The organism is Stenotrophomonas sp. YJH_SMC_48-3 (assembly GCF_059369375.1).
Map to the genome: position 1 here is coordinate 260,242 of NZ_JCAFSQ010000004.1, position 12,902 is coordinate 273,143.

A 12,902-nucleotide genomic window follows, 5' to 3' on the forward strand; every position below is an offset into this window, starting at 1 on the left:
ATTGTCGAAGGCGGCGTGGGTCCGGTTGCGGAGGGCGTGAGCGCCATGGGCCCGAGGCATGCCTCGGGCGGGTTGGGCAGGACGCCCAACCCAGGTCTTGCCGTGTGCGCAGGACAGCGCACACGAGCAAGCGGCGATCGAGCTTACATGGACGTACTTGCAGCGCCCCCCGCAACCGGACCCACCCCGCCATCGCACAGGAAGCCCGCTTTTGCTTCGGCTGTTGCTTCTGAGGTTGCCGGCCAGCGGCCGGCACTACCGCGGGGGCCGGGCGCAGCCCGGCCGTGCGCACCCTCACCGGCCGTGCGGGTCGGGCCGGTGATGCACGTACTCGACCACCGTGCCATCGGGATGCACCGCGTTGAACGCCGCCCCGGTCGGTACCACCTGCAACGGGAAGATGATCTCGGCGCCAGCCGCGACCAGTTTGTCGTGATAGGGCCGAACGTCATCGACCAGCAGTGTCCCCGTGGTCGAAGTGAACGGGGCCAGCGCCGCCTGGCTGCCTTCGATCAGCAGGAATGCACCGACCATCGCCAGGCGTAGGCCGGCATCGGGAAACGGGAAGCCCGCATCGGCCACCACACCCTGCAACTGCTCGTAGAACGCCACGCTGCGCTCCAGTTCGCCAGGGGCAACGAATACCCGGATCAGCACGCGTGGGCTGCGCTGGGTGGAGGTATCACAGCGGTCGCGCCAGAGATGGTCGAAGTCGCGGTGTATGTTCATGGGCGGGGTCCAGGGCCGGTGACACCTCATTATCGGCAGCCCCACGCGGCCTGCTGATGACCGCCGGTGATGGCCTGATAACCGCTGGCCGGGTTGCCTCTGTGACTTAGGTCCTGTTGACAGGTGTGAACGCCCTCGCACAATCTTCACAGGATTGGGTCGCCCTGCGCGGTCCGGGCAGGCAGGTTGTCACGCCGGGAGGAGGGTCCCGCGCGCAGACCGGCCCGCCCTTCGGCCTGCGGGACGTTGCCCGGCAACCCCTGCGCGGCATGAACGCTGCACCCTTCGGCGGCACTTTCCCTGGACCGATTGCCTTGGCAACGGAATTACGCCTGCCGATGAAAACGTTTACAAAACCGCTTGCACTGTCTCTGGCCCTGTCTGCCGCACTGGCCGCTCCGGCCTGGGCCGACCCCGCCGCGTTCACTGTGCTGACCCTGGAACAGGCGCCCAACGCCGAGGCGATGCCGGCCCTGGCGGCGCAACTGAAGAGCCTGAAGGTGGACGCGGTGAGCGTGCGCCAGGTGCAGCGCGGCATCGGCCAGGTCGATCCGCTGCAGGTGCTGGCCGACGGCCTGGGCTATGAATACCGCTTCGTTGCCGCCGGCAAGGACGACGGCCAGACCCAGCGCGGCCAGGCCGTGCTGACCCGGCTGCCGATCGCCGCCGAATCCGGCCCCGACCAGCCAGGCCTGAACTACCTGCGCTTGGACGATGGCCGCCATACCGTGGCGGTCTATACCGATGCCGGTGCAGGTGCGGCGCAGCTGCCGGCGCTGGTCACCCGTTCGCGGTTGGGCGCCCCGGCGGTGCTGCTCGGCGCAGTGGCCGGTGAATCGGCCAAGGCCGCAGGCTTCGATCCGGCGCGTGTGGCGCTGGAAGCCGATGCCAGCTATTTCAGCGACGGCTTCCAGGCCGCCAGCAGCGCACCGTTCAAGATGGAGGGCAGCACCCTGCGCGCCACCCTGCTGACACTGGCCTATGCCGCCGACAAGCACGGCGAAAAGCCATGGATGGACACCGCCCTCAACGCCGATGCGCGCGCTGCGCTGCTGCTGAAGGCGATGACCGAGGATGAGAAGTTCCAGATGCTGCACAGCTACTTCGGGCTGGGCAAAGACGGTGGCCCGCTGCCGGAAGGTGCGGTCGGTTCGGCCGGCTTCGTGCCGGGCGTACCGCGGCTGGGCATCCCGTCGCAGCAGTCGGCCGATGCCGGTGTCGGCGTGACCAATCCGGGCGGCATCCGCCCGGGCGATTTCGCCACCGCAATGCCGTCCGGCCCATCCACCGCCTCCAGCTGGAACCGCGAAGTCGCCTTCGCCGGCGGCGCGACCATGGGCCGCGAGGCATGGCAGCAGCGCTTCAACATCCTGCTGTCGGGCAGCGTCAACCTGCAGCGCGACCCACGCAACGGCCGCAACTTCGAATATGCCGGTGAGGATCCGCTGCTGGCCGGCTCGATGGTTGGCGCGCTGATCCAGGGCGTGCAGAGCCAGCACGTGATCTCCTCGATGAAGCACTTCGCGCTGAACGACATGGAGACCCGGCGCAACTTCCACGACGTGCGCATCGGCGAACAGGCCATGCACGAGTCGGACCTGCTGGCCTTCGAGATCGCGCTCGAAGCCGGCCGCCCGGGCGTGGCGATGTGCTCGTACAACAAGATCAATGGTACCTACGGCTGCGAGAACGGCTACCTGATGAACCAGGTGCTGAAGCAGGAATGGAAGTTCCCCGGCTTCGTGATGTCCGACTGGGGCGGCGTGCACAGCGGCTCGAAGGCGGCGCTGGCCGGCCTGGACCAGCAGTCGGCCGGTGAAGTGTTCGACGCGGCGGTGTTCTTCGATGAGCCGCTGCGCCTGGCCGTGCATGGCGGCGTGGTGCCGCAGGCGCGCCTGAATGACATGGTCGCGCGCATCCTGCGCACGATGTTCCTGCATGGCAACTTCGACAACCCGCCGCAGCACCAGAAGGTGGATGCCGAGGCCGGCTTCGCCGTCGCCCAGCGCACGGTGGAAGAGGGCAGCGTGCTGCTGCGCAATGAAGGCAACCTGCTGCCGCTGGCCGACACGGTGAAGCGCATCGTCATCATTGGCGGCCATGCCGACAAGGGCGTGATCGGTGGCGGTGGTTCGTCGATGGTGGGCGTGACCGCCAAGGGCACCAATGCGGTGCCGGGCGTGCTGCCGACCACCTGGCCGGGCCCGGTGATCTTCCACCCGTCCTCGCCGCTGGAATCGCTGCGCGCAGCGCGTCCGGACGCGACCATCGAGTACGTGGACGGCACCAACGTCGCCGCCGCGGCCAAGGCGGCCGCGCAGGCGGATGTGGCCATCGTGTTCGCCACCCAGTGGGCCGCCGAATCGGTGGATCTGCCGGACATGCAGCTGCCGGACAACCAGGACGCGCTGATCTCGGCGGTGGCCAAGGCCAACCCGAAGACCGTGCTGGTGCTGGAAACCAATGGCCCGGTGCGCACGCCATGGCTGGCGCAGGTGCCGGCGATGCTGCAGGCCTGGTACCCGGGCATCCGCGGTGGCGAAGGCATTGCCGCGCTGTTGACCGGCCAGGTCAATCCGTCCGGCCGCCTGCCGGTGACCTGGGTGATGGACGAATCGCAGCTGCCGCGCCCGCACATCGACGGCCTCGGCTTCAAGCCGGCCAAGCCGTTCGGTGATGTGTTCGATTTCGATATCGAAGGTGCCAACGTCGGTTACAAGTGGATGGCGGCCAAGGGCCTGAAGCCCACCTTCGCGTTCGGTCATGGCCTGTCCTACACCTCGTTCGCCTATGAAAACCTCAAGGTGAGTGTGGAAGGCTCGCGCCTGGTCGCCAGCGTGGACATTCGCAACACCGGCAAGCGCGCCGGTGCCGACGTGGCCCAGCTGTACCTGAAGCTGCCGGCCGGCAGCACCACGCCGATCCGCCTGATCGGCTATGACAAGGTGACCCTGCAGCCGGGCGAACAGCGCCGCATCCGCATCGAAGCCGAGCCGAAGACGCTGGCGCACTACGATGCGCAGGCCCGCCAGTGGAAGATCGACGGCGGCACCTACCAGGTGCAGCTGTCGCGCAATGCGGCCGAGCCGCTGCAGAGCGTGGACGTGCAGCTGGTGGAGCAGGTGCTGCGCTGATACTGCGGGTTGTTGATGCTTGAAGGAACGGCCCCGAAAGGGGCCGTTTCTGTTTGTGGGGTGCCGCTGCGCTCGCCGGGCCATGCCCGGCGGACGATGGAACAGCAGGCGCCGGGGCGGATAGTCATGTCGCTTCTGCCACTGGAGGTCAATTGCCGGTCAGCCAATACTGGAAGGCTGGCGCAGGAGGGCCAGCGAATGATCGCGAGCGCATGGGAATTCAAACGGTTGTGTGAAAACGAGTCGGATACCTCGTTCGCTTTGCGGCACGCTGACGATCAGACGTGGCGCGATATCCTGTCGACCTATCCGGAGCTGGCGCGTTGCGTTGCCGGAAACAAAACGATTCCCCTAGCCATCATCGAGCAGTTGGCTGCCAGCGATGACGTAGATGTCCGCTGGAAAATTGCGAGCAAGCGCCGGCTGGATCCAGCATTGATGTCACGCCTTGCAAGGGATTCCGATGCAAGCGTCCGTCACCGAATCGCCTGCAATCCAAAGGTATCCAGGGAGGTCCTGGAGCTGCTAACGGGTGACCCTGACGAGATGGTGGCGGCGTCAGCCCAGCGAAGGCTGCAGCAGGTGTGATCTCGAGCCGAGCAGCACGGAGTGCACTCACTCGGTCAACTCAGTATCAGTGCCAATTCAAGCGAGTGCTACGAGGATCGAACAATGAACAAGATCTTTGAGGAACACGTTTCAGACGCTCAGGCGAGCATGGTTCGACTCGCGCTCGATTATGCCGGTGCGACGGCTGACGAAGTATTCATCTTCGTTGCGAGTGAAGATGGGATTTCAATGTTTGATTTCTTCTACAGACTCAACGGTTCTGTGGTGGAGAAGGAACAGCTGAATGACGTCCGAAAATCTGGAGGTGGGATGTATGACTCGTTGAATGAGAGCTTGGCTTGGGTGCTTGATGCTGGGCTGGATGAAATAGATGCGCTTGAAGAAAAGTGCAATGAGTTCGGCGCTGAGATGCCTACTGAGATCCGCATTCACTACGTTGTGGGGAGCAATGAGATGCGGGCGAAAATGTCGTATGAACCAAAGTTCTCACACAGTGACGATCTGACACCGGGGAGTTTGTTCGATAGCTGGGTTGGCGATGTTCGTGGAAGCTCGTACCCTCTGTAACTTCACTGCGGCCTGGCGATTGGCCGCAGGAGGCTACCCGCGCCCGCTTTCAGACCACCCACGCAGGAAATCGATCAGCTGCCGCACCTTCGGCGAGGGCTGCGTGCTGTGCGGGTAGACCGCGTACACGCTCTGCTGCGGGAAGCGGTGCTGGCGCAGCACCGGGCGCAGCCGGTCCTGGGCCAGGTCGTCCTCGATCAGCCAGCGTGGCAGAACGGTGACCCCGGCGCCGGCCAGGGCGAACGCGCGCAGGCTGCTGGCACCATCCACGCGTACCACCGCGTTGCCCGGGTTGGTGGCAAACAGGGCGCCGCTGCCATCAGGCGCGATCACCGGCACGTCGGCCAGGCGCGGGTAACCGAGGCGGGGCAGGGCGCCCAGCTGCACGGGGTCGTCGGCAGCATCGGCAGAGGGCAGGCGTGCCAGTAGGGACGGAGCCGCCACGGGGCACAGTGGATGGCGTTCCAGTTCGCTGGCGTGCAGGCCCGAATCCGGCAGGCGGCCAAGACGGATTGCCAGGTCGAACCGCTCGGGAATCAGGTCGGCCGGTGCCGGTGAGGTCGACAGGTGCAGCTGCAGGGCCGGGTGCCGCGCACGAAACGCCTCCAACGCAGCAATCAAGCGTAGCTGGGCGTACTCCGGCGTGGTGGTCAGGCGTAGCACACCCTGCAGCTGGTGCTGGTCGCGGCGCGCGGCATCGATGGCTGCCTGTGCGGCATCCAGTGCCTGCACGCAGTGTTGCAGGAACTGTTCGCCGGCCTCGGTCAGGGCCAGGTGGCGGGTACTGCGCAACAGCAGGGTCACGCCCAGCTCCTGCTCCAGCCGCTTCAGGTTGAAGCTGACCACCGCGCGGCTGAGGCCGAGGCGATCAGCCGCAGCGGTCAGGCTGCCGGCCTCGACCACGGCGCGGAAGATATCGAAGCGATCGAGGCTGACCATGGCAATTCATTGTCAAAGTGGATTTGACAGTGTTGCAGTTGCTGTCGTGTTTTTCCAACAAGGCCCGCACGGCATGCTGGCCGCTTCCCTGTTGGAGCGCCGCCGATGCCGTCTCCCCGCCTGCGCCATGAGGCGATCTTCCTGCTGGTGTTCGCTCTGGATCTGGTCAACATGTTCATCGCCACGGTGGCCTATCCGGTATTGGCAGCGGAGCTGCACGCCGATATCAGCACCCTGGCCTGGGTGGGCACCGCCTACATGCTGGGCCTGAGCGTGGTGATCCCGCTGGCGCCCTGGCTGGCCGCGCGCTGTGGTGAGCGTCGCCTGCTGCTGGTGGCGTTGCTGCTGTTCGCGGTTGCCGCTGCGCTGGCCGGCGCAGCAGCGGGTATTGGCTGGCTGCTGGGCTGGCGCCTGCTGCAGGGCCTGGCCGGTGGCCTGCTGATTCCGGTGGCACAGGCGGCAGCGTACCGGCAGTGCACGCCCGACCAGCGTGGCGCGCTGACCCGCCGCATCCTGCTGGTTGCGCTGCTGGTACCAGCACTGGCGCCCGCGCTCGGTGGGCTGCTGGTGCAGTGGTTGTCCTGGCGCGGCGTGCTCTGGGCCAGCCTGCCGCTGGAGGTGGTGGCGATTGGACTGGTGCTGGCGTGGATGCCAGCCGATGGCGCGCGCAGTGCGCCGCGCCTGCAGGCCTATGCGCTGTCCACCGCGATGCTGGCGCTGGGCGCGCTGCTGCTGGCGTTGACCTGGCTGGGTGAACCCGGCCATCGGGCCGCCGGTGCCGTACTGCTGTTGATCGCAATGCTGTTGGCGGCGGCCCACCTGCGGTATGCACGGCAGCAGGCGCAGCCCCTGCTGCGCTGGTCGCTGCTGTCCCATCGGGGCCTGCGCCTGGCGATGGTGGTCTATCTGGCAGTGCCCGGTGTGTTCATCGGCAGCCAGCTGGTCAGTACCCTGCAGCTGCACCAGGCCGGTTACAGCGCGGCACGCATCGGCGCGTTGATGCTGCCCTGGGCGCTGGCCTCGGCCGTGGCGATTACTGCCAGCAAACGCCTGCTGGCCCGTTTCGGCCCGGCCACGGTACTACGCGTGGGCATGCTGCTTCAGGCCAGCGGCCTGCTGTTGATGGCGCTGCTGCCACAGCCGGCCTTTACCTTGGCTGCGTTGTTGTTCTCACTGATGGGCGCCGGTGGCAGCCTGTGCAGCAGCACCGCGCAGACGTTGGCTTTCCACGGCGTGGAGGGTGAAGCGCTGGGCGATGCCAGTGCCCTTTGGAACCTCAACCGTCAGCTCAGTTTCTGCCTGGGTACTGCCGCCATTGCGCTGTTGCTGGCGCTGGCCATGCAGTGGCTGCCAGCACGCGCCACCAGCGTGGCTCTGGGTCTGGCCGCCGCAATGACGCTGTTGCCGATGGCGTTGCTGCGTCGGCCGCAGAGGATCACCCTTTCGCAACCGGAGAACACTTGATGGCTACGACCGCAGAACATGAAATCCACCACCTGCACGACAAGCTGCAGGCCTGGTTCCGTGCCGATGTCGGCGCCGATGCGCTGGACGATCTGATGGCGCACTTCTGTGCAGACTTCAGCATGGTCGGCATCGCGGGGCGTAGGCTGGACCGTAATGCCGTGCAGGCGCTGTTCGCGGGTGGCCATGGCGCGCGGCCGGGGCTGCAGATTTCCATCGAAGCCGTGCAGGCGGTGGATGCGATATCACCGCTGGCGGTGCTGCGCTATCGCGAAGGTCATTCGATCGACGGTGGCGCACCCGCATGGCGGGAGTCGCTGGCGGTACTGAGGCAAGAACAGGGGCGCTGGTGCTGGCTGGCGCTGCATGAGGTAACGGCAGATTGATCGGTGGTGCCGGCCGCTGGCCGGCAACCGTCGTAACGCGCCGCAGGATCATGAAGTTGCCGGCCAGCGGCCGGCACTACCTGTCGTCGGCAAACGTAGCGGCACATGTGCCATCAGTCCTACCCGCATCCACCGCAGAATGCAAAGCCTGCACACACTTCACGGCCCGGGGCAGGAGTAGGCTTGAGGCTTTCCTGCCGGGAGGGGTTGTCCATGCGTGTGCGTGCCGTCGCTGTAGCCATTGCCCTTTGCCTGTCCAGCACCGTGCTGGCCGCCGATACCCCGCCGATGACCCCGGACATCAGCGGCAGGCCCTTCGTTGCCCCTGATGTCGGTCGTGACTACGACAAGCGCGTGGTGATGGTGCCGATGCGTGACGGCACCAAGCTGTATACGGTGATCGTGGTGCCCAAGGGCGCCCGCAACGCGCCGATCCTGCTGACCCGCACACCTTACGATGCCGCTGGCCGCGCCAGCCGCAGTGATTCGCCACGCATGCGCGATCTGCTGCCGCAGGGCGACGAGGTGTTCGTCGACGGCGGTTACATCCGCGTGTTCCAGGACATCCGCGGCAAGTACGGCTCCGAAGGCGATTACGTGATGACCCGGCCGCTGCGCGGGCCGTTGAACAACACCAAGGTGGACCACTCCACCGATGCTTGGGACACCATCGACTGGCTGGTGAAGAACGTACCGGAGAGCAATGGCAAGGTCGGCATGCTCGGCTCGTCGTACGAGGGCTTCACCGTGGTGATGGCGCTGACCGACCCGCATCCGGCACTGAAGGTGGCTGCGCCGCAGAGCCCGATGGTCGATGGCTGGATGGGCGACGACTGGCTCAACTACGGTGCGTTCCGCCAGGTCAACTTCAACTATTTCGCGATGCAGACCGAGAAGCGCGGCAAGGGCACGCCGCTGCCCAGCCTCGGCTACGACGACTACAGCACCTTCCTGCGCATCGGTTCGGCCGGCGACTACGCGCGCTTCACCGGTGTGGACCAGCTGACCTGGTGGAAGAAGCTGGTCGAGCATCCGGCCTACGACGGCTTCTGGCAGGGCCAGGCGCTGGACGCGGTGATGGCAAAGACACCGCTGAAGGTGCCGACCATGTGGCTGCAGGGCCTGTGGGACCAGGAGGACATGTGGGGTGCCAACCACGCCTACCAGGCGATGGAAGGACGCGATAGCGGCAACAACCGCAATTACCTGGTGATGGGCCCGTGGCGACACAGCCAGGTGAACTACAGCGGCAGCGAACTGGGTGCGCTGAAGTTCGACGGCGATACCGCGCTGCAGTTCCGCCGCGACGTGCTCAAGCCCTTCTTCGACCAGTACCTGGTGGATGGCGCGCCGAAGGCCGATACGCCACCGGTGCTGATCTACAACACCGGTGAGAACCACTGGGATCGCCTGAAGGGTTGGCCGCGCAGCTGCGACAAGGGCTGTGCCGCCAGCAGCAAGCCGCTGTTCCTGCGCGCCGGCGGCAAGCTGGCGTTCCAGGCACCGGCGGCGGGCGAGGGCGACTTCGAGGAATACGTGTCCGACCCGGCCAAGCCGGTGCCGTTCGTGCCGCGCCCGGTCCGCTTCGGTGACCGCGACATGTGGACCACCTGGCTGGTCAAGGACCAGCGCTTTGTCGATGGTCGTCCGGATGTGCTGACCTTCATCACCGAACCGCTGACCGCGCCGTTGCGCATCGGCGGCGCGCCGGTGGTGCACCTGCAGGCCTCGACCAGCGGCACCGACAGCGACTGGGTGGTGAAGTTGATCGATGTGTATCCGGACCAGGAAGCGTCCACGCCGGAGATGGGGGGCTATGAGTTGCCGGTGTCGCTGGCGATCTTCCGTGGCCGCTACCGCGAGAGCTTCAGCGATCCGAAGCCGCTGGCCGCCAACCAGGTGCTGCCGTATCGCTTCGATCTGCCCAACGCCAACCACACGTTCCAGAAGGGCCACCGGGTGATGGTGCAGGTGCAGTCCAGCCTGTTCCCGTTGTACGACCGCAACCCGCAGACCTACGTGCCGAACATCTACCTGGCCAAGCCGGGCGATTACCAGAAGGCCACGCAGCGCGTGTGGCACAGCGCCGCGCAGGCCAGCTACATCGATCTGCCGGTGTATTGAGGCGGAGAGGATGACGCCGGGCATAGCCCGGCAGCACGTGGTAGTGCCGGCCGTTGGCCGGCATTTCCATGTTCAAGGATAAAGGTTGTCGCTCGTCAGCAGCCCGCTGTCGAACTTACGAAAGAGTTCGGCAATAGATTCGGCGATGTGCTTGCCTTGGCGGATATCGAGATCGCCCAGATCGAATGAGACGATCTGTCCGCGACTGAGCGGGCAGAGATCGAGCGCAATGAGCGTCGATCCACCGTCCGTTCCAATGCCGATCAGGGAGTCGCCAAGGTAATGGCGGATCTGGTAGCTGCCGTTGAGCTCGATGATGCGGGCGATGGACCATAGGTCCACATGAATATGAGGGAACACGCAGCGCCCGCCGTTTGACCAGTGCAGGAGCTGCATGAAGTCCTCGGGAATCGCAGCTTCGACCCAATGCGCCTGCAGTGTACGCAGATCGTCCGTATGCGCGCCGGCCTCGCGTATCCATCGGCTTTGGATTCGGATGAAGCTCGGCATGCCTGGTTGATCCCGGTTTTCCACGCAGCTCCCCAGTAGTCAATCGTACTACCGTGGCGTAGCTCATCCTTGCCGACAAGTGGCATTGGCGACATGGGCAGGGAGGCGCCGTGATTGCAATCGCATTCAGCGAGTGTCGACCAAGGTCGACACCTACCAGAGTTGAGCCATGGTATGTTGATCGAGGTCGAGCGACGGCGGTAGTGTCGGCCGCTGGCCGGCATCCGCGATGGCACGGGAGCGTGTCGACCAAGGTCGACACCTGCCAGGGCTGGGCCATGGCATGCCGATCGACCAAGGTCGGCACCTATCAGGGCACCAGCCTTCAGTCCACCTTCGATGGGCCCGTGCGCCAGCGGCTGGGCACCAGTCCGAAACGCTTGCGGAACGCCGCAGCGAAGTTACTGGGATGGCGGTAACCACAGGCCGCAGCGGCCTGTTCAACTGTCCAGCCGTCCTCGCGCAGGCCCTGTTCGGCGTGGCGCATGCGCTGTTCGTGCAGATAGTCGAACACCGAGCTTCCATACTGCTGTGCGAAGTGGCGGCGCAGCGAACTGGGACTCATGCAGGCCAGCTGGGCCAGTTCGATCAGGCTGTGGGCATGGCTGGGGTCGTCATGCAGGTAGGCACGCACGCGCTCCAGCCGCTCGCGCTGGCCGGCGCGCAGTGTGCGTACATGCTCGGTCTGCATATCCTCGGCCTGGAGGCCGACGGCCAACACCTGCAGGGCCACGCCTTCGCGCCACAGCGCATCGATGTCGTCCTGCCAGGGACTGTCGAACAATTGGGCGAGCGTTGGCAGCAAGGCATGCGGAATGGCCCAGTGGCGGCACTGCAGAGGGGAATGAAGGACCCGTTGCAGTGCCGGCAGGCGCAGCATGTCCACGTCCAGGTCGGCCGGTACGCTCAAGCTGACCCCGCGCAGGTGGCTGCCACCAGGATGCAGACCGGCCATGGAAACAGGTTCATGGTGACTTGTGGTCATGCCTGTGCCGGCGCGCAGCGTGAACCCCTTGCGACGAGGAAACTGGACATCCACTTCGCCCTGCAGCATCAGGCGGATGGTCAGGCCGGCACCTTGCACAGCGGTGGCCGTGTAGGTGAACCGGTTGTGCACGTCCGAGGCGATCAGGCCCAGGCCACCGCGCAGTGACTGCTCGTGGACGTCGCCACGCCCTGCCCATTGGTCGTCGCGCAGTTCACTCCCTTCGATCCGGTAGTCGTAGCCATGGCGTTCGCCGAAGTGGCGGTAATCAGCAAAAGTGAAATATCGGGACATCGCTCTGCGCAAACACAGGTTGAATTGGATGTGTCGAAGAAACTGGAAGTGTTTCCCATTGTCGCCGCGATTCGCGCGCTTTTGACCTCAATAAGGTCAAAACGATTGGCGATTACGGCCAAAGTGAAAGTGCCGCCGAACATACGCCGGCGTTTTGCATGCATATCCGTACGTAATTCCATACATAAACTTCAGTTGAGGTCTTATGGCTGGAACGATCACCTGAAGATGCGATGTCAGCCTGGCCGTCACGGGCGCGCGCGTAGGGTGGGGCGGTTGGCTGTTGCAGGCCACTTAGATACCCCCACTGACGGAGAACGCAGATGATTGACTACCAACTCACCGGCAAGACCGCGATCGTGACCGGCGGTGTGTCCGGCATTGGTCTGGCCGTGGCGCAGACCCTGGCGGCGTCCGGCGCGCGGATCTCGGTCTGGGACTTGAAGCAGGATGCGGTGGATGCCACCGTGGCGCAGTTGCGCGATGCCGGTGCACTGGCGATTGGCATCGCGCTGGACGTCACCGACGATGCAGCGGTGGAGGCGGCGGTGCAGCGCACCATCAAGGAACTCGACGGCCTGCACGTGGCGGTCAACAACGCCGGCATCAGCGGGCCGGCGGCCAGCAGCGGCGATTATCCGATTGATGGCTGGCAGCGCGTGATCGATGTCAACCTCACCAGCGTGTTCCTGTGCCAGCGTGCGCAGATCCAGGCCATGCGCGCGGCCGGCACGGGCGGCAGCATCATCAACATGGCCTCGATCCTGGGCCAGGTGGGGTATGCCGGTTCCACTGCGTACGTGGCGGCCAAGCACGGCGTGGTCGGGCTGACCCAGACCGCAGCGTGGGAACATGCGGGCGACGGCATCCGTGTCAACGCGGTGGGTCCGGGCTTCATCAGCACACCGCTGCTGGAGAAGATGGACCCGAAGGTGCGCGCCACGCTGGAAGGGCGGCACGCGTTGAAGCGGCTGGGTACGCCGGAGGAAGTGGCCGCATTGGTAGCCTGGCTGGCCAGCGACGATGCCTCGTTCGCGACCGGCACGTACTACGCCATCGATGGTGGCTACCTCGCGCAGTGATGCGCTGAACGCGGGTTACGGGGTCGCCGGGCATCGCCCGGCGCTACCGGGTGAACGCACTGTGGGGTGGCCTTCACCTCTGTGCCACGCATTCCACGCGACGCTCAGGGAAATTCCG

General features: G+C 65.5%; 11 protein-coding genes. 7 read left to right on the forward strand and 4 right to left on the reverse strand.

What is annotated here, in order from left to right; translation table 11 throughout:
• Positions 1-294: 294 nt before the first annotated feature.
• The gene (locus AC5P65_RS08475) at positions 295-729 is read right to left on the reverse strand and encodes a VOC family protein (protein WP_111099228.1); all 435 of its coding nucleotides are present in this window, start codon (positions 727-729) and stop codon (positions 295-297) included.
• Positions 730-1,067: 338 nt separating this feature from the next.
• Between AC5P65_RS08475 and AC5P65_RS08480 the strand changes: the two genes are divergently transcribed.
• The 3 genes from AC5P65_RS08480 (at position 1,068) to AC5P65_RS08490 (ending at position 5,000) form a co-directional block, all read left to right on the forward strand.
• Positions 1,068-3,863, forward strand: coding sequence for a beta-glucosidase family protein (locus AC5P65_RS08480; RefSeq protein ID WP_111099227.1), 2,796 nt, complete (start codon positions 1,068-1,070; stop codon positions 3,861-3,863).
• A 9-nt stretch (positions 3,864-3,872) separates the two neighbouring features.
• Positions 3,873-4,451 (forward strand): hypothetical protein, encoded by a 579-nt coding sequence (locus AC5P65_RS08485; protein ID WP_134955606.1) that lies wholly within the window; start codon positions 3,873-3,875, stop codon positions 4,449-4,451.
• 84 nt (positions 4,452-4,535) lie between these two features.
• Entirely contained in the window at positions 4,536-5,000 is a 465-nt protein-coding gene (locus tag AC5P65_RS08490; RefSeq protein ID WP_495215500.1) for a hypothetical protein, read from the forward strand.
• A 33-nt stretch (positions 5,001-5,033) separates the two neighbouring features.
• Here AC5P65_RS08490 and AC5P65_RS08495 read toward each other — a convergent pair whose 3' ends face one another.
• Positions 5,034-5,939 carry a LysR family transcriptional regulator gene (locus tag AC5P65_RS08495; protein WP_111099226.1) on the reverse strand — a complete coding sequence of 302 codons (906 nt, stop codon included), beginning with the start codon at positions 5,937-5,939 and terminating at the stop codon, positions 5,034-5,036.
• A 105-nt stretch (positions 5,940-6,044) separates the two neighbouring features.
• Here AC5P65_RS08495 and AC5P65_RS08500 point away from each other — a divergent pair, with 105 nt between their 5' ends.
• The 3 genes from AC5P65_RS08500 to AC5P65_RS08510 all read left to right on the forward strand — a co-directional run bounded on the left by AC5P65_RS08500 (position 6,045) and on the right by AC5P65_RS08510 (position 9,913).
• A complete protein-coding gene (locus tag AC5P65_RS08500) occupies positions 6,045-7,403 on the forward strand; it encodes an MFS transporter (protein WP_111099225.1) in 1,359 nt (452 codons plus the stop codon).
• Positions 7,403-7,789, forward strand: coding sequence for a DUF4440 domain-containing protein (locus AC5P65_RS08505; protein WP_111099224.1), 387 nt, complete (start codon positions 7,403-7,405; stop codon positions 7,787-7,789). Before AC5P65_RS08500 ends, AC5P65_RS08505 begins: the two co-directional genes overlap by 1 nt.
• Before the next feature lie 213 nt (positions 7,790-8,002).
• Positions 8,003-9,913 (forward strand): CocE/NonD family hydrolase, encoded by a 1,911-nt coding sequence (locus AC5P65_RS08510; protein WP_111099223.1) that lies wholly within the window; start codon positions 8,003-8,005, stop codon positions 9,911-9,913.
• Between the two features lie 72 nt (positions 9,914-9,985).
• Here AC5P65_RS08510 and AC5P65_RS08515 read toward each other — a convergent pair whose 3' ends face one another.
• Together AC5P65_RS08515 and AC5P65_RS08520 are read right to left on the reverse strand one after the other, a co-directional pair.
• Entirely contained in the window at positions 9,986-10,423 is a 438-nt protein-coding gene (locus tag AC5P65_RS08515) for an SMI1/KNR4 family protein (protein WP_111099222.1), read from the reverse strand.
• A gap of 325 nt (positions 10,424-10,748) precedes the next feature.
• The gene (locus AC5P65_RS08520) at positions 10,749-11,702 is read right to left on the reverse strand and encodes a helix-turn-helix transcriptional regulator (RefSeq protein WP_111099221.1); all 954 of its coding nucleotides are present in this window, start codon (positions 11,700-11,702) and stop codon (positions 10,749-10,751) included.
• Between the two features lie 323 nt (positions 11,703-12,025).
• Here AC5P65_RS08520 and AC5P65_RS08525 point away from each other — a divergent pair, with 323 nt between their 5' ends.
• Entirely contained in the window at positions 12,026-12,784 is a 759-nt protein-coding gene (locus tag AC5P65_RS08525; RefSeq protein ID WP_111099220.1) for an SDR family NAD(P)-dependent oxidoreductase, read from the forward strand.
• The last annotated feature ends 118 nt before the right edge of the window (positions 12,785-12,902 follow it).